Source organism: Photobacterium sp. BZF1 (assembly GCF_014349205.1).
Taxonomy (GTDB): Bacteria; Pseudomonadota; Gammaproteobacteria; order Enterobacterales; family Vibrionaceae; genus Photobacterium.
This window is the reverse complement of record NZ_JACSOF010000024.1, coordinates 1-16,792: the sequence shown is the minus strand read 5'-3', so window position 1 is coordinate 16,792 and position 16,792 is coordinate 1. Positions and strand designations below refer to the sequence as shown.

Sequence of the window (16,792 nt, the reverse complement as noted above, 5' to 3'; positions counted from 1 at the left end):
AAATAATAAGTGCTTGAAGAGTATTTTGTGACAGTGTTCAATTTTTTCTGGCTTTTTATCTTGTATTAGCGCACAATGCGCGCCTCTATAGTCGAGGCCCATGCTTGTGGTTGCTGTTGCAGAACCGTTTTATAGCCAAAGGGGCCCCGTTTCCGTTAGATCATTTATTGGGATCCCAATGCAAGAATCTGTTACAGAATTTCGCCAGTTAGATCTGGCCGACACACTACTATCCGCACTAGACTCAATGGGCTTCGTTGCGCCGACTCCTATCCAGGCGGCGTCTATTCCTCTTCTACTGACTGGTACTGATGCACTAGGTAAAGCGCAGACAGGTACTGGTAAAACAGCGGCATTCTCACTGCCTCTACTTAACAAACTGGATCTTGGTCAGCACAAGCCTCAGGCGATTGTAATGGCACCGACTCGCGAACTAGCGATTCAGGTTGCAGCTGAAATCAAGACTCTAGGTCAGAACGTTAAGGGCCTTAAGGTTCTAGAGATCTACGGTGGTGCTTCTATCGTTGATCAAATGCGTGCCCTTAAGAGCGGTGCCCACATTGTTGTTGGTACACCTGGTCGTGTTAAAGACCTTATCACTCGTGATCGTCTACACCTTGATGAAGTACACACGTTTGTACTTGATGAAGCAGATGAAATGCTAAAAATGGGCTTCGTTGACGACGTGACTTGGATCATGGAGCAAGCGCCAGAAACAGCACAGCGTGTTCTGTTCTCTGCAACTATGCCTCCAATGGTTAAAGAAATCGTTGACCGCTTCCTACGTGAACCTGCGCGCATCGACGTTGCTGGTGAAAACCGTACTGTTTCTCAGGTTGAGCAGCAGTTCTGGGTTGTTAAAGGCGTAGAGAAAGACGAAGCAATGATGCGTCTTCTTGAAACTGAAGATACTGATGCGTCTATCGTATTCGTACGTACTCGTCAGGACACCGAGCGTCTAGCTGACTGGCTATCTGCACGTGGCTTCAAAGCTGCTGCACTACACGGTGACATTCCTCAGTCTCTACGTGAGCGTACAGTTGATCACATCAAGAAAGGTGTTATCGACATCCTAGTTGCGACTGACGTTGTTGCTCGTGGCCTAGACGTTCCACGTATTACTCACGTATTTAACTACGACATCCCATTCGATGTTGAGTCATACATCCACCGTATCGGTCGTACAGGCCGTGCTGGTCGTAACGGTAAAGCGATCCTATTGGTTCGTACTAACCAGATCCGCATGCTACGTACTATCGAGCGTGTTACTAAGTCTCGTATGGAAGAAATTCAACTTCCGCTACGTGACACTGTCGCTGAAGCACGTCTGAACCGTCTAGGTCAGGAGCTAGAAGCACAGAAAGAAGAATCAAGCCTAGAAGCGTTTGTTGAGCTTGTAGAGAAGCTACAAGAAACCATCGAAGTTGATGCTGCAACACTAGCTGCAATGCTACTTAAGCGCCAGCAGGGTAACCGTCCTCTGTTCTACAAAGGTCCAGACCCAATGATTGCTGCTATCGAGCGTGACAAGCAGCGTCGTGAGCGCCGTCGTGAAGACCGTGGTGGTGAGCGTGGCGAGCGCCGTGAGCGTCGCAACTTCAACACTGCTGACTGGGATACTTACCAGCTTCAGGTTGGCCGTGAGCAAGGTGTTCAGGTTAAAGATATCGTTGGTGCTATCGCAAACGAACTTGGCCTAAGCAAAGAGTTCATCGGTGCAATCAAGCTTGCGCCAGAGCACACTTACGTTCAGCTTCCTAAGAAGATGACAAGCGAAGTGGCAGCACAGCTTAAGAAACTACGTATTCGTCAGAACGAAGCAAAAGCTGTAGTTGTGGCTGACGATGTACTGCGTGAGCACCGTCGTGGCGGCCGTGATGGCAACCGTGGTGGCTACCGTGGTAACCGCGATGGCAACCGTGACGGTAACCGTGAAGGCTTCCGCCCACGTCGTGATGGTGAGCGTCGTTTTGACCGCAACCGTGGCGGTGATAACCGTGGTAGTTTCCGTGGTGAGCGTAACCATGGTGCTCCACGTCGCGACCGTAAGCCTCGCTTCGAAGACTAATCGACCTAGATTGCACAATCTAGTTAGATGATTTGAGAATCCAGCCCTGAAAGGGGCTGGATTTTTTTATGCCTGCCAGTTTTTCCTTCTTCCAGTCATTCCAATGACTTATTATTAATACCACTTAGTCTGTTTTTTGAGACAGAGATAATTGTTCCTTGTGGCACACCCTCTATACTTTCCCAAATGGTTTGTAATAGGGAACACCGACATGACACCAGAAATCTCAACATGGTTAGCACGGGACCCTGATCCGGTAACACGTGAAGAGTTGCAGCAATTAGTTGATGCCAATCGCCAATCAGAATTAGCTGATAGGTTTTCAACCCGCTTGGCATTTGGTACCGCAGGACTAAGAGGGATTGTTGGCGCTGGGCCAAACCGCATGAATCGGTTGGTTATCCATGAAACCGCATTGGGGCTTGGCAAATACCTATTGCAGGTGGATCCACAATCGGCAGAGAAAGGGGTTGTGATTGGATACGATGCTCGTCCTGACTCACGCCAGTTTGCCCATGATGCTGCCTCAATGCTGACGTCATTGGGTATCAAGGTTTACCTAACCGAAAAAGTCGCTCCCACTCCAGTCGTTGCTTTTGGTGTCCGTCACTTACAAACAGCTGCAGGTGTGGTGGTAACGGCCAGTCATAACCCGCCTGCCTATAATGGCTTCAAGGTATATTGGGGCAATGGTGCACAGATCATCCCTCCTCATGACTCTGGGATTGCTGAGCAAATTGATATCGCCGCCACAGAAGATTTGCCACAGCACTCCATTGAAGATGGTGAGCGAGAAGGGCTGTTGCATTGGCTTAATGGCGATTTCTATACCGAATACCGCAGAACGCTCAACAATAGTTCTCTGTTATCTAATCACAACGAACCTGAAGCGCTGAGCTTAGCTTATACCGCGATGCATGGCGTGGGGGCTGAGTTGGCTGAATCTTTACTTGCAGATGCAGGGTTTACCAAGGTTTATAGTGTTGCTGCGCAGCGGGAACCCGATGGTGCATTCCCAACGGTTAATTTTCCTAACCCAGAAGAGCCGGGTGCGATGGATATGGTCATTGCCGAGGCAGATAAACACCAAGCGACTTTAGCTTGCGCCAATGATCCAGATGCTGATCGTTTTGCCGTAGCTGTGCGAACAGAAGAAGGCTTATATCAAATGCTAACAGGGGATCAAGTGGGCGTGTTGCTGGGGCATTATTTATTAACCCATGCGGCACCAACCCAAAATTTGGTTGGAACAACCATAGTGTCATCGACTTTGCTCAACAAGGTTGCCGAGTCGGTTGACGCGACTTTTTACCAGACCCTGACCGGCTTTAAATGGCTGACTAATGTTGCGATGGAAAAGCAGACAGAGGAGAGCCAGTTCTTGTTTGCCTATGAGGAAGCACTAGGCTATACCGTTGGTAATGTGGTGTGGGACAAAGACGGCTTATCCGCGCTCGTTGCCTTTGCCCAACTAACGGCTGAACTTGCTTCCAAAGGGAAAACGGTTTGGGACCAACTTGAGTCCATTTATCGCGAACATGGCCTGTATATCAATGCCCAGAGAAGTATTGCACTACAACCGGAGACGCCTCCAATCGGAGACAGTTTAAGGGCTTCTCCACCAAGCCATATAGCAGGGCGAGGAGTGGCCATAGTTGATGATCTGAAAACATCAAAACGTACCCACTCGGATGGGCAAACGGAAGTGATAGATTTACCGCCAAGTGATGTTCTGATTTACCACTTGGATGATGATTCTCGAGTTGTTGTTAGGCCATCAGGTACAGAGCCCAAACTGAAATGCTACTACGAAGTGGTTGAAGCGATGAGCCACGAGGATTGTTTTAATCACGTGCAGCAACGTGCAGTAGAGGCGATGAATGATTTGATAACAAAACATCAGGCATCGTTAGGGTAGGACAGACTTCAGCCAGAGCACCTTTATTCTGTGTTCTGGCTGGGTTGAATGTTTTTCCAGCAATCATTAGTCGGGATTGTTTCTTTCGACTTGATGAATGCTGTTAGTTCTTACGTTGTTCGTTGAGTTCTGCGTAAGTATGCAGCAAATCTGTTAGGACTTTAATCCAGCCAAATGCATCTGTAGGCGCGTTGCTAAGTAGTTTTTCAACCTGCTCACAGTGCTGCTCGAGCGTAACCGCTTCTTCAAGGTTGAATGACATTGCATAGAAGTGCCATAAGATAAGGCGGCTTGTGCGCTCTATGTTCTGCTTGGCATTGTCCGATTCAGCAAAAGCGGCACTCACTTCACCAAGCGCAATGGCAGTCATACGCAGCATGGCATCAAATTGTGCCGATTTCATGCGATCTTCGCTGTCGATCTCTTCCTGTTCGAAGGTAAAGATCTCTTGCATCATATCTTCAGGCACCATGCGGCCGATCACTCGCAAGCTGAATTCTTCAAGCTCATGGCGTGGCATCGTCATCAGGCACTCTAGTTTATAATCGCGTTCCATTGTTTCTCTGCTTGGCTATCAGTTGTGGGGCGCGTATTTTGCTCGATTTTGCGCTTAATTTCCAGCGATGTCGTGGAGTTGGCTTTGTTTACTGGGTGAAGTGGTGATATGGGGGGCGTGAATGCTTTGACAGATTACTGACAAAGCACCTTGCACCTTGCGGTAAGGTCGGCGCGAATTTGTAACGAAAGCGACATTATGACCAAGCAACAGAAGCGTATTGAGCCTCAAATAACCGAGCTGGATATCCCATCATCTGAATCCTCGGCCCCAAAGAAAAGTGTTAAGCCTCGCCGCTCGTACCGTAAATTGAAATTTGCGTTACTGGGTGTATGCCTGCTGACCACTGGTGGCATTGTTAAAATGGGTTTTGATATTAACGATGAGGTGACAGCAAAGTTCGAGGGGCAATTGTGGCAACTTCCTTCTGTTGTCTATGCTCGTGAACTGTCGCTGCAGCCCGGTGTACTGGTCCGTTATGAAGACTTGGTCAATGAGTTGGAGGCGTTGAAGTACCGTAAGGTCAGCAACCCAACCCGTCCTGGTGAATACTCTACCAGCCGTCTAACGGTCGAAATGATCCGCCGTCCATTTGAATTTCGCGATGGTCAGCAGGAAGCCAGGCACGTTGTTGTGAAGTTTGACTATTCCAAGGTCAAATCAATCACCGAGGTTGAGTCAAATCGGGAGCTTGGCTATATCCGTGTTGAGCCGAAATTGCTTGGTATGCTCGAGGCACAAACCGAAGAGCAGCGTATCTACCGCCCGATGGATGAAATGCCCAAAGACCTAATAGGTGCACTGATTGCGACAGAAGATAGAGACTTCTACGAGCATGATGGTGTCTCACCAACGGCCATCGCGAGGGCTTTTATTGCAAACGTCAAAGCGGGGCGCACGGTTCAGGGGGGCAGTACGCTAACCCAGCAATTGGCCAAGAACATGTTCTTGACCAGCGAGCGCAGCCTTTGGCGTAAGGCTCGTGAAGCCTATATGGCACTGATCATCGATTATCGTTACAGCAAGGATCAAATCCTTGATGCGTACTTGAATCAGATCTATCTGGCACAAAGTGGCCGAGATGCCGTACATGGCTTTGAATTAGGTTCGCGATTCTATTTTGGCTTGCCGCTGTCTGAGCTTCGAGTCGATCAGCAAGCCTTATTGGTTGGCTTGGTTAAAGGCCCGTCGTATTACAATCCCTGGCGCTACCCTGAGCGAGCCAAGAACCGTCGAGACCTTGTGTTGCAACTGATGTTTGAAAACGGTGTGTTGGAGCAAGATGATTACCTAGCTGCCGTTGATAAGCCACTTGATATCCAAGAAAAAGGCACGATTTCAAACCGGCAGCCGGCATATTTTGGTCAGTTACAACGGGAGCTTGCGGCGAAAGTACAAAACTATCAGGCAGGCCAGGGACTGAGGTTATTTACAACGCTAGATCCTCGCTCTCAGGAAATGGCTGAGCAGTCAGTACGTAAAATTATTCCCAAGTTAGAATCAAAGGCTGGCGACCAGCTTGAAACGGCTGTGGTTGTTGCTGATCGGGTCAGTGGCGAAATACGTGCAATGGTGGGTGGTTCGCGTCCTGGATACGATGGTTTTAACCGCGCAGTGGATGCAAAGCGTCAAATTGGTTCGGTCGTTAAACCGGCTGTCTACCTAGCAGCACTTGAAATGCCTAAGCGCTTTTCCCTTGCAACCAGCTTGCAAGACAGGCCATTGACGTTAAAGGGGCAAAACGGGGAAAACTGGTCTCCGCGTAACTATGATCGCCAATATCGTGGTGAAGTCCCATTGTATAGTGCATTGGCGAAGTCGTATAACATCCCGACAGTGAACCTCGGAATGGCTGTTGGTTTGGATGAAGTTATCGATACCATGGAAAAGCTAGGTATTGATAAAAATGAAGTACCTAAGTTGCCGTCTATGTTGTTGGGGGCATTTACTTTGACCCCGGTCGAAGTGACACAGATGTATCAAACTATCGCTAGCGGTGGCCATAGGACGGAATTATCTGCATTGGGTGCGGTTGTTGATAGTGAAGGAAAGATCCTCTATCAATCTTTGCCTGTGTCGACCCAAGCCGTATCGCTACAGGCGGCTTGGTTAACCATGTATGGCCTTCAACGTGTGGTAAGCGAAGGGACAGGGCGTTATCTGAATTCTTTGCTGCCGTCTTCACGCCTAGCCGGTAAAACCGGAACCTCAGATAGAGGTCGGGACAGCTGGTATGTTGGTGTAGATGGCCGTGAGGTCGTAACGGTCTGGATGGGGCGTGATGATAACAAGGCCGTTAAACTGACGGGTTCATCTGGTCCGTTGCGTTTGTACGCAGACTACATCCAAAGCCGAGATCCTGAGCCTCTGGTGTTGCAAACCCCGGCTCAAGTTACCGATTTTGATTATTACCGGGATCAACGAGGTGTGCTATCACAAAGCTGTGTAGGCCAAACTCACCTGCCAGCCTGGGATCCTCAAGGCACGCTAAAGCAAGGCTGTGTCAAGAAGGTAGAGAGCTTCTTCAAACGGCTATTTGATTTTAATTAAACGCGCTGATTGATAGCAAGAGACAGTACAACTAAGGAATACCCCCAACCCTTTTTTTGGTTTGGGGGTATTTTTGTATTGCTATGCAATTAGCAAAAAATAGTCAGTTGTTTATTGGTTGCTATAAATAATTCAATTAAAACATAGTCTTAAATTGGTTTTTGAGTTGGCGTACTAATTGCCTGATTGGTCGTATAGATCAAAAGGAGTAGGCAATGAGTATAATCGCAGGCATATTTTCTCCCCGCTGGACGCCGGAGCTGACCGCGGTCAAACACAATATTGAGAGACATATATCTCGTAACCAGGAAGATAGACGACAAACTTTCTCAGACTCCTCATTATTCCTTTGCCATGTCGATTACCAATGTTTCGGCAAGCCAGCAAAGGCTGACAATGAACACAGTTTTGCTGTTGCAGCAGGTCATCCGTTGCTGTCCCAATGTGTTCAGCACGACTTGCAGGCACTTACTGACAGTGCCAGTCCGGACAAACTCTTGCTGGAAGGGGAGGGAACATTTTGTGTATTTCATTATCAAAAAGAACCACAAATTTTGTCGATATATACAGACAGTTTAGCGATTAGGCCGTTTTATCTTATGCACTATCAGGGTGCGGTAGTATTTAGTACTTGCCTTCGGATATTCCCAGAACTGGGAGTTCCATTGGACAATAACCTAGAAGCACTGACAGAAATTGCCACATTGGGTTATCCACTGGCGAGTAAAACACCGTACAACCAAGTGATAGCGTCTCGGCCAGGAGAAATGGTTGAAATTTCTAACCCGAAGCTAATGGAAGAATCTGTAGATATCAAGCGACGTCGATACTTTTGCTGGGCTAACTCGGATATTGAAACGTGCTCCTTGGAAGAAGGGGTATCACGCTTAGATGCTGGTTTCAAACAGGCTGTAGAGCGATATCTAGGCTCGGATACATCAACAATAAGTACATTATCCGGTGGGTTGGACTCTCGCACTCTCGCTACAGAATTGCAGCGCAGGGGTGTTGAGTTAGAGTGCCTGAACTTTTCGCGTAACCACTCACAAGATGCTTCCTATGGTCAGGAGTTTGCTGCCTATCACCACATTCCCCTTCATAGTATCCGTGTGACCGATACCCAAGAGCTTACGGTCGAGCAAAGACTCGGCAAGCATTGGCAATCGGAGAGCTTTGAATATTATGACAAATTAGCTCGCCCGAGGCTTTTCTGGTCCGGAAATGGTGGCAGTGTCTGCGTGGGACAAATCTACACTGGTGAAGCAATTGTCGAGGCATGTAAACAAGAAAACCTCGAACTATTGGTAGACTGTTATTTAGAACAGCAGATGGCATACATTCCTCAGCGACTTATCAAGCAAGGCGCAATGTTTCAGCAGCGATTGCGGGAGAATATAATCGATAGCTTCAGGGAGTATGCGCATCTACCTTTGCTCAAAGCTTATCAACTTTTCTTATGGGAAAATGATCAACACCATCATGTTGCTTTACCCTTTGAAGACATGGATCTTTTTCAGTTGGATTTCTGCTTGCCGTATTATAGCAAGTCAGTACTGAAAGCCATGTTTGCGATGGATACGCATTGGGCGTTGAGACACGGCATCTATATGGAGTGGCTGCAACAGTTTTATCCGCAGGCGTTACAAACGCCTTGGCAGACATATCCCGGCCATATTCCTTGCCCCATTGATGTGGATAAGCCTAAAGCGAGCCAGTGGCAGTTCTCTTTGCCGACAAAGACCAAAAACCAATTGCTCTGGGAGGGTTTTTCAACAGTATTCAGTGAAAATACTGAAGTATTCAATCGTTCGGTATTGGGACTGCAATGTGTATTAACCGCATTAAGGCTATATGACTGCACGCCGGGACTGACAATGGTTAAGCGGATGAATACTTTTATGCTTTGACTTGGGTAAAGGTAGGTTATGGGCTAGAATGAACCGCTTGTTAAAACGTTCGGAAATTATACATGCGATTACTGAAAGCGACCGTGCACCCTGATTTACAACACCTAGAAACGCCTGAGCTCAATAGCAATACGTTTCACCGTAAGGCTGCACGGGGCATCATTCTCAATGGTGACAATATCTTAATGCTGTATACCGAGCGTTACCACGATTACACCTTACCCGGCGGTGGTATCGATGAGGGTGAAGACGCCATTGAAGGTTTGGTTCGTGAGCTAGAAGAAGAGACCGGCGCACAGAACATTCGTGATATCCGTGAGTTTGGCCTTTATGAAGAATACCGCCCATGGTACAAGCCTGATTTTGATATCATGCACATGCACTCTTACTGCTACGTTTGTACTATCGATGAGAAACTCGGCGACACCAAGCTGGAAGACTATGAAGTGAAAAACGGGATGAAGCCGGTTTGGATCAACATCTTTGATGCGATTGCTCACAATGAACACACAATTGCCAACAGCGAAAAGAAAGGTATGTCTATTGAGCGTGAAACCTTCTTGTTGAAAACTATTGCAGCTGAAATACTTGGGAAGGCAGTGCCTAACGCGAGTACTTTTGAATTAAAAGCGGCTAGCTAAGCACATCGCTCATTAAGCGTAGACAATGGATTTATCTTTGAACGGCCTCATATTGAGGCCGTTTTTTTATCCAGAAATGTAAATCATGATTTTCTAGGCATGTCTTAATGTTTGGCTCAGGCTATTAGGGTGATCTTGGAATACTTATTGGTAGTGTGATCTTTCGCATGCTTAGTGCAATAGTGAAAATTAATTTCACGATATTCCATTTATGGAGAAATTTTTGCTAATTATTGTGCTTATCGCAAGGTAAAGAATAAAACATTTTTCTCAAGATAGCTGTACATTAACCTCATAAAGAGAAGGGCTTATATCTCCTCATTTTGCATTTCAATAAGCCCATAGCCCTACCTATTAGTATTAAGGTGATGAACATGAAAAAGCATCTATGGAATGGTTTCATTGAAACTGTAAAGCGTGAAGTGGTTCCGGCATTGGGTTGTACCGAACCTGTATCTGTTGCTTTGGCTGCTGCTTTGGCGACGCGTGAGTTGGCGTGTACTCCGGCTCAAATCGATGCTTGTGTTTCTCCAAACTTGATGAAAAATGGTATGGGGGTTGGCGTACCTGGTACCGGCATGGTCGGTTTACCGATTGCAGCGGCCGTGGGCGCACTGGCGGGTGATGCCGATGCCGGCCTTGAAGTGCTGAAAAATATTACTTCAACAGACGTTGAAAAAGCCAAATTAATGCTGGATAGCGAATCCGTATCTATAGGCGTTGCTGATGTCAGCAATATTTTATTTGCCAAAGTGACCGTCAGCAACGGTGCTGACTCCGTAACCGTGATTATTGCTGATAGCCACACACGTGTTGTTTCTATTGAAAAAAATGGTCAGGTATTATTTATCGCCGACCAAACAGGTTCAGCTCAGCCTGCGGTGAAACAGAATATTTTCGAGCAAGCAACCGCTCACGATATTTTCGAGTTTGCCTTGAATGCGCCAATTGAAGACATTGACTTTATTTCACAGGCTTACGCGCTGAATGATGAACTATCGAAAGAAGGTTTGACGGGGAAATACGGTTTGCAAATCGGGGCAACATTCCAACGAAATGTTGATCGTGGCTTGCTGACGGGTGGCCTTTTGACCGATATTCTGCGCCGAACATCAGCGGCTTCTGATGCCCGTATGGATGGTGCAATGAAGCCAGCAATGAGTAACTCAGGTTCAGGTAACCAAGGTATAGCAGCAACGATGCCGGTCGTGGTGGTGGCAGAGCATGTCAAAGCGAATCATGAAACAACAATTCGCGCCCTAATGATGTCACATTTAATGGCTATTTATATCAAGAGTTACCAAAACAAACTGTCAGCGCTTTGCGGTGCAACCACTGCTTCAATGGGCGCAGTAGCTGGCATGACTTGGTTGCTCGGTGGCCAGTTTAGTCATATTAGCAACGCAATTTGTAGCATGATCGGTGATATCACTGGCATTATTTGTGATGGTGCCAAAACAAGTTGTGCAATGAAGGTCTCATCGTCTGCCAGTGCAGCGATTAAAGCCGCGTTAATGGCTCTTGATGGTATTCGTGTAACAGGTAATGAAGGGATAGTTGCAGATGATGTTGATGCTTCAATCCGAAATATGTCAGCACTAGCCAACGGCGCAATGACCCAAACCGATGTTCAGATCTTGGAGATCATGGTTCACAAATGATCGCTAACTAGTGCATCACAAATAGTGAAAAAGGGCACTAAGGTGCTCTTTTTTATCCCTTGAATATGGCTTGCGTTGCAGTGGATCTGACTTCTGAAAAACTTGAACCCGGTGTCAATGACTTCATCTTGGCAATGAAATCAAGCCGAATTTTGGTGTATTGGTATTGGGTTTTACACACCAGCCATTCAGAGCGGTCAGGGTGAATTTCGGTGTTGATACATTGGCCTTCTACAGTGCTGTCATCCGTGAGTTCAAGCAGGACGTCATAGTGGGCATCACAGGCTTGTTCGAGATAATTTTGCAACCTGTAGTCTATGGGTTGGTATCTATTGGTCATAACGCGGTCTCTGTAATTAGGGGCTGCGTTGTTGTTTTGGCCCCAAGTTGAGTTGAAGTTGGATCAAGATTCCACAGCCACCACATAAAAGCGTAGTTAAGAATGAGAATCTCGCTTAAAACTGAAACAACTTGAAATGATTTAATGAGTGAATAATCGTTTAGGGGTAGAGGCCACTACCCAATCGTAGTGACCTCTGGGGGAAGCTTAAACAGCGATACTTGCTGGTTGTAGGTACTGCTGCCACGCATCGTGATAAAGGGACTTCGACGTAGCGCGCAGTTTGTTAATTTGAGCCATTTCAAATTCGCTTTGTGGACGGCTCTGGCTCAGTGCCGTACGCTCAATATGCTGAATCTGCTCGTAAATCTTGTGTTCTTCACCATTCTTCACATCAGAAATTGCATCTAGGTGCAACTGAACCTCAGCAATCAACTCAGAGCCTGGTAGTTGAACCAGTAGTTTCAAATCACGGTAGCCCGAGTCGGTTGGCGATTTAAAGCGGTTTTTAACCGATACAATCGTCGCCTCTTTACTAATGAGCTCGTAGGCATGAACCAGACCTGAAATATCTTCAGCGACTAGAGACGCACGGGCAAGGTCAGTAATCTTGCTGGCATCGCCATTAAGCTCGGTAGCGATTTTCTTTTCTGCTCGTTCTCGAGATTTAACATCAGGCATGACGATGTTGGTGTTTGTCATCAGACCCACTTCGTTCATCAGGTTCGCCAGTTCCTGTTGGGCAGAAGGGGCTACTTTGTATAAATCTTCAAAATTGTGGTGTGGCTGCTGAATATCAGCTGCGCGCCAGCTCTCAATGCTATAAAGACCGCTCAGGCTTTTCTGGAACGACTTTTTACTGGCTTCTGAATGCTTTGGTGATACCTCATAATCTTGTCCAGAGTAGTCTGCCATCAATGGTGTTGCCATCGCTGACCCACGGGTCAGGAAAAACAGAACAAAACACGTTCGAAGTACAGATTTCAAATCCATCAAACAACTCCTTGGTTGCCCGATCAGATCGGGCATCATACGTAAAAAGGTGCATCTCAGCGGGCAGGGCCTGCTCAGAAAAAGCGACGTATTTATTTGAGTTGCTAGCTACTCTACGCTTGCTAGATTAGCAAAGTTATCTGAACGCTGGATGAATTTGGAAAATTCATTGATGAGAGTTAACAAAGCGCTGACAGAATATGTGATAAATCACTGAAATAAAAAGGGGAGCAAGTTGCTCCCCTTCGAAAATAATTTTCATTAACTTGCCATTGCAAGCGGTTCAGGTTGTAAGTATTGGTGCCAAGCTTGCTGATACATATGCTGTGATTGTTTGCGCAAGGCTTTGATTTTGGCTACTTCGATATCATTCAGTACCCGCTGCTCAAGGGTTGCTTGGCGCTCTATGTGCTGAATAGATTCGTAAATGTCGTGTTCAGGGCCACTTTTGATTTCTGCAATGCTATCAAGGTGGAGCTGAATTTCAGCAATCAAGCCAGATTGAGGTAACTGAACCAGCATTTTTAAATCACGGTAACCAGAAGATGCTGGTTGCTTGAAACGGTTCTTGGTTTCTACGATAGTGCTTTCACGGCTAAGGTGATTGAATGCATCAACTAAAGAAGAGATATTATTGGCAACCAGTGTCCCACGAGCGAGATCAGTAAGCTTTTCTGGTTGACCATTGAGTTCGGTTGCGATTTTCTGCTCAGCACGTTGGCGAGACTTAATACCCGGGATGATAGGTTTTGCTTCTGTATGGAGGCTGATTTGAGTCAGTAGTTGCTCCAGTTCTTGCTGGGCGGCGTGAGCATGGTGGTATAGCTCGTCGAAGTTATGGTAAGGCTGGCTCAATGTTTCTTGGCGGAAGCTAGGTATTGAAAATAAACCGCTTAGTGAGCGTTGGAAGTTATCCTTGGTGTCTTGTGTTGGGGATGGAAGCTTAAACTCCGAATCAGTAAATTGTGGTACTGCTGCGTTGGCAACGGGGCCACGTCCGAAAACACATAACAGAACAAAACATGTTCTGAACAAAGACTTCGCGATCATTGGATCTCCTTGGTATCACCGCTCTAACTTCAAGCGGTATACGTAAGATATCTGGGCGGAGGCTGGGTTTTCAATATGAACCAAGGCGAAAAGTGGATGGCAAATTATCATCCTGTGACGCGCTTCCCAATCAACAGATTTGCAATGTGACCTAGGCCGTAAATAGGAAGTTATTCTTTTAAGGGCGGTATGGCAGCAAAGTGAGCGCGTTGTCACACTTGATTGTTTTCTATCCAACAAGCGCCTTGGCGGGGGGCTACAGCGGGGGGCTGTGGCAGAAGCATTACGATGACTATGCACAAAGTGCTAGAATGCGCTGGTGGTGTTACTTAAGAGAGTTATGATGCAACAAAATTTAATGATTATCTTTGCGGCGATTTGGTTGGCTATGGCTGCTGGCAGCTATATGTTGTTTCAAAGAGGGAAGGATGTTGCAAGAAAGCGTCGTCTGTGGCCGATCTATACCATTGCAAGCAATGTTGTGATTGCTGCGGTGATTGTTTATGTGCAGCCACCAATGCCAATGATGCTGGGATTGTTGGCGTTTATGGTACCGCTGACATGGTTGACGATTCGATCAACCAAGTTTTGTGATGGTTGCGGAAACCCATCACGATCACCATTTTTTATGAAGCCACCTGAAAAATGCTCCCATTGCCAGAAAAAACTGTAAATTGAGAGCACTTATCCTACGCGCAGGCCCTTTCAATCAGTGGGGCCTCATCAAACTGAATGCCTTGCCAGCCGTATTTCATAAAGTGACGAATATTCTGGTGATCATTTCCGTCTGGATTCTGAAGTACATCGATACGGTAGTAGTCACCAAAGCAGGCAAGAGTTTCAGCTTCAGAGAGCTTATTTAGCTTTGCAAATGCAAAGATCCGGCACGATCCCTCATTGGTTCCAGCGTCGTTGATCAGGGTGTCGTTACCCAACCCGTTGGTAAACGGGACCGGTTGGTATGTGTAGTTTCTCTCAATAGCAGTCATTACTTCAGGAAATGAGACTGAATCAGGCTGGGATTTGAGCTTAGCGAGAAGCGCTTCCATGGCTAATATCCTTAAAATGAGGGGCGAAATGATGATATCGCCCCCGAGTTATTGGTTGCTATTGGTTGGTCTAGCGGTTTCCTGTTTTTTTTGCTTGTTGTTTCAGTTCAAAATCAAGCTCATCAGGGAATACCACAAGACCGTCTTCGTCCTGGTTTGGGAAAATAACGATAGCCAGCTCATCGTCTTCAAGGCCGTATGTCCAGCGACTGTGCCATTTATTTAGGGAAATAGCTTCCGCTTTGCAATCTTCCCATTCGCCAGTTGCCCAAGATTCGGCAAATTCTTTGTTTGGCCATACTGGTACACAGTCCTCGTCATCGGTATTGAGCATGACACAGCCATGTTCATCCGTCAGAATCCAGATTTCGCGGTTACTCACCACTTCTTTCACCAAATACTTGTAGCGCTTTTCAGCGTCATAGCCTTGAATTTGTTCGATTTGGCTTGGATCTAATGGCGTAGACATTCTTATTTTCCTGTTACACATAGTAGTAGCGACATAGCATAGAGGAAAATTAGACTTTAGTCATGAAAATAGCCTTACCCGCAATGGGTAAGGCTATTAAAAGAAAGGCAGTTGAGCAGAATGGTTAGCGCAGAGTATAAGGAACTCGAACTGTCAGCTGGAAGTCGGGGGCATCTGCGGTCAAACCTGCATTCACACCCACGTTCAATGTGGTTTCAGGGTTGATAGCATAGTTAGCGCCCATAGAGATAGAGTCAAGCTGGAGCAGTTTGGCATCATCCTGAGTACTGCCATTAACTTTAGACTTGAGGATAGTTCTATGACTCATACCTAGACTAAAAGACAGTTTAGGATTAACAGCAAAACCCATACCTGCACTGATGCCTATAGTATCTCCGAGGTCGATTTCATTTTTGGTAGTTACGCCATTCAATTCAGAGCTAACATCATCTTTAATGTTCCAGATGTAGCTTAGGTTGGCATAAATGACAGCGGGATCCATGGGCATAATCATCGTTAGACTTGGTTCAATACTGGGGAATCCAGAGCCTGTCGGAAGTTCTTCTAAACCAAATTCGGTTGAAGCAGGAACGTCATAAGGGGATGTCCCTGTTGTTGTTTTAAAGCGTAGTCCTGCTATCCAGTACGGCGCTGTTTCCATATTGATCTGGTATTTAAATGCAGCTTCGATATCTCCAATGTCACTACCATCAAAAGTGGTAGTTGTAGCCCCCTCGGCTGGTGTATTTGTATCCCTTTTAGACACTGAATCATAGCGGTATACCCAAGGGATCCGGGCTTCGACCTCTAAGCGGTTGGTAATGCCATAACGGCCAGTTAGGCCGAAAGTGAGTGTTGTTCTATCGGTGTCGCTAGCTTCAATTAAGCCAACGATAAGGGAGGGTAGTACGGTATAGCCGACGACTGAAACCCTGTTTGACGAGTTTTGTGTAAAAGAGAAGCTGGTATCAAGTACAAATGACCCCTTTGGTGTAAGAACACCAGGTAAATCAGGGTCAAGGAGATCGCCGAAGGTTTGCACTCGTTTTGGCTTTTCACTAGGTTGCGATGAGTTGGTTGCTTGCTCGGTTTCTGCTGCAACCGTTCCTGATATCAAAGCAAGAAGCGCGATATAGCTTTTGTTGTTGAAAATACTCACGATTTCCTCACTTAATTCACTGAGCTTACCCATAAGTAATATTGTGGTTATTGCTTTTATTTAACTACGGTAAAAAACTGATAGTTATTGAATAAGAAAATCATAGTAGAGGTGAGAATTATATGGTACTTAAGAATCTTATTCTCGGTCTTATTAGTGAGAACAGATCTTTTATTTCTTTAAAATGAGAAAGTGATATTGTTGTTGATGAAATGAAGCAATATTCTAACTATTGAAAATATGAGAATGAATTTCATATTTTTTACGTTATAAACGCAAGGAATTAAAAGGAAAAGTTCAGAATAAAAAGCACAAAAAATTATTAAAAATAATACAGGGGCTTTTCTTGCCAACACTATATTTAAATTATCTCGCGAACACGGCGAGTGATTATAAGAAAATAACTACTAAATATATTTGGAGTATGACCA

The 16,792-nt window shown here is 46.1% G+C and carries 14 protein-coding genes; 7 read left to right on the top strand and 7 right to left on the bottom strand.

The window, feature by feature from the left end:
* Positions 1-178 precede the first annotated feature (178 nt).
* Both BIZ37_RS07290 and BIZ37_RS07285 read left to right on the top strand, forming a co-directional pair.
* Entirely contained in the window at positions 179-2,068 is a 1,890-nt protein-coding gene (locus tag BIZ37_RS07290) for a DEAD/DEAH box helicase (RefSeq protein WP_187460953.1), read from the top strand.
* Between the two features lie 211 nt (positions 2,069-2,279).
* A complete protein-coding gene (locus BIZ37_RS07285; protein ID WP_187460952.1) occupies positions 2,280-3,986 on the top strand; it encodes a phospho-sugar mutase in 1,707 nt (568 codons plus the stop codon).
* Positions 3,987-4,089: 103 nt separating this feature from the next.
* Here BIZ37_RS07285 and BIZ37_RS07280 read toward each other — a convergent pair whose 3' ends face one another.
* Positions 4,090-4,542, bottom strand: a complete 453-nt coding sequence (locus BIZ37_RS07280) for an exoribonuclease R (RefSeq protein ID WP_187460951.1) — start codon at positions 4,540-4,542, stop codon at positions 4,090-4,092.
* Between the two features lie 198 nt (positions 4,543-4,740).
* On the opposite strand from BIZ37_RS07280, the gene mrcB reads away from it, so the two are divergent.
* The 4 genes from mrcB to BIZ37_RS07260 all read left to right on the top strand — a co-directional run bounded on the left by mrcB (position 4,741) and on the right by BIZ37_RS07260 (position 11,301).
* Positions 4,741-7,092, top strand: a complete 2,352-nt coding sequence (mrcB, locus tag BIZ37_RS07275) for a penicillin-binding protein 1B (protein WP_187460950.1) — start codon at positions 4,741-4,743, stop codon at positions 7,090-7,092.
* Between the two features lie 215 nt (positions 7,093-7,307).
* Positions 7,308-8,999: an asparagine synthase-related protein gene (locus BIZ37_RS07270; protein ID WP_187460949.1), complete on the top strand. Its 1,692-nt coding sequence runs from the start codon at positions 7,308-7,310 to the stop codon at positions 8,997-8,999.
* A gap of 62 nt (positions 9,000-9,061) precedes the next feature.
* Positions 9,062-9,640, top strand: a complete 579-nt coding sequence (locus BIZ37_RS07265) for an NUDIX hydrolase (protein WP_187460948.1) — start codon at positions 9,062-9,064, stop codon at positions 9,638-9,640.
* Between the two features lie 374 nt (positions 9,641-10,014).
* A complete protein-coding gene (locus BIZ37_RS07260; protein ID WP_187460947.1) occupies positions 10,015-11,301 on the top strand; it encodes a serine dehydratase subunit alpha family protein in 1,287 nt (428 codons plus the stop codon).
* A 52-nt stretch (positions 11,302-11,353) separates the two neighbouring features.
* Here BIZ37_RS07260 and BIZ37_RS07255 read toward each other — a convergent pair whose 3' ends face one another.
* From BIZ37_RS07255 to BIZ37_RS07245, 3 genes are all read right to left on the bottom strand, one after another.
* On the bottom strand, positions 11,354-11,641 hold the full coding sequence (locus BIZ37_RS07255) for a Rho-binding antiterminator (protein WP_187460946.1): 288 nt from the start codon (positions 11,639-11,641) through the stop codon (positions 11,354-11,356).
* Between the two features lie 207 nt (positions 11,642-11,848).
* On the bottom strand, positions 11,849-12,628 hold the full coding sequence (locus BIZ37_RS07250) for a RelA/SpoT domain-containing protein (RefSeq protein ID WP_187460978.1): 780 nt from the start codon (positions 12,626-12,628) through the stop codon (positions 11,849-11,851).
* Positions 12,629-12,895: 267 nt separating this feature from the next.
* On the bottom strand, positions 12,896-13,684 hold the full coding sequence (locus tag BIZ37_RS07245) for a phosphoribosylglycinamide formyltransferase (RefSeq protein ID WP_187460945.1): 789 nt from the start codon (positions 13,682-13,684) through the stop codon (positions 12,896-12,898).
* A 340-nt stretch (positions 13,685-14,024) separates the two neighbouring features.
* Between BIZ37_RS07245 and BIZ37_RS07240 the strand changes: the two genes are divergently transcribed.
* Positions 14,025-14,357, top strand: coding sequence for a hypothetical protein (locus tag BIZ37_RS07240; protein ID WP_237156879.1), 333 nt, complete (start codon positions 14,025-14,027; stop codon positions 14,355-14,357).
* Between the two features lie 16 nt (positions 14,358-14,373).
* On the opposite strand, the gene BIZ37_RS07235 is transcribed toward BIZ37_RS07240, so the two are convergent.
* From BIZ37_RS07235 to BIZ37_RS07225, 3 genes are all read right to left on the bottom strand, one after another.
* Positions 14,374-14,733, bottom strand: coding sequence for a HopJ type III effector protein (locus tag BIZ37_RS07235; RefSeq protein WP_187460944.1), 360 nt, complete (start codon positions 14,731-14,733; stop codon positions 14,374-14,376).
* A gap of 70 nt (positions 14,734-14,803) precedes the next feature.
* Entirely contained in the window at positions 14,804-15,202 is a 399-nt protein-coding gene (locus BIZ37_RS07230; protein ID WP_187460943.1) for a DUF2750 domain-containing protein, read from the bottom strand.
* Between the two features lie 124 nt (positions 15,203-15,326).
* Positions 15,327-16,394 carry a transporter gene (locus tag BIZ37_RS07225; RefSeq protein WP_187460942.1) on the bottom strand — a complete coding sequence of 356 codons (1,068 nt, stop codon included), beginning with the start codon at positions 16,392-16,394 and terminating at the stop codon, positions 15,327-15,329.
* Positions 16,395-16,792: the final 398 nt, after the last annotated feature.

What these genes read in the sequence shown, in the direction of transcription:
- BIZ37_RS07290 (WP_187460953.1), top strand. Translation starts at nt 179, where the DNA reads ATGCAAGAATCTGTTACAGAATTTCGCCAGTTAGATCTGGCCGACACA.
- BIZ37_RS07285 (WP_187460952.1), top strand. Translation starts at nt 2,280, where the DNA reads ATGACACCAGAAATCTCAACATGGTTAGCACGGGACCCTGATCCGGTA.
- BIZ37_RS07280 (WP_187460951.1), bottom strand. Translation starts at nt 4,542, where the DNA reads ATGGAACGCGATTATAAACTAGAGTGCCTGATGACGATGCCACGCCAT.
- mrcB (WP_187460950.1), top strand. Translation starts at nt 4,741, where the DNA reads ATGACCAAGCAACAGAAGCGTATTGAGCCTCAAATAACCGAGCTGGAT.
- BIZ37_RS07270 (WP_187460949.1), top strand. Translation starts at nt 7,308, where the DNA reads ATGAGTATAATCGCAGGCATATTTTCTCCCCGCTGGACGCCGGAGCTG.
- BIZ37_RS07265 (WP_187460948.1), top strand. Translation starts at nt 9,062, where the DNA reads ATGCGATTACTGAAAGCGACCGTGCACCCTGATTTACAACACCTAGAA.
- BIZ37_RS07260 (WP_187460947.1), top strand. Translation starts at nt 10,015, where the DNA reads ATGAAAAAGCATCTATGGAATGGTTTCATTGAAACTGTAAAGCGTGAA.
- BIZ37_RS07255 (WP_187460946.1), bottom strand. Translation starts at nt 11,641, where the DNA reads ATGACCAATAGATACCAACCCATAGACTACAGGTTGCAAAATTATCTC.
- BIZ37_RS07245 (WP_187460945.1), bottom strand. Translation starts at nt 13,684, where the DNA reads ATGATCGCGAAGTCTTTGTTCAGAACATGTTTTGTTCTGTTATGTGTT.
- BIZ37_RS07240 (WP_237156879.1), top strand. Translation starts at nt 14,025, where the DNA reads ATGATGCAACAAAATTTAATGATTATCTTTGCGGCGATTTGGTTGGCT.
- BIZ37_RS07235 (WP_187460944.1), bottom strand. Translation starts at nt 14,733, where the DNA reads ATGGAAGCGCTTCTCGCTAAGCTCAAATCCCAGCCTGATTCAGTCTCA.
- BIZ37_RS07230 (WP_187460943.1), bottom strand. Translation starts at nt 15,202, where the DNA reads ATGTCTACGCCATTAGATCCAAGCCAAATCGAACAAATTCAAGGCTAT.
- BIZ37_RS07225 (WP_187460942.1), bottom strand. Translation starts at nt 16,394, where the DNA reads ATGGGTAAGCTCAGTGAATTAAGTGAGGAAATCGTGAGTATTTTCAAC.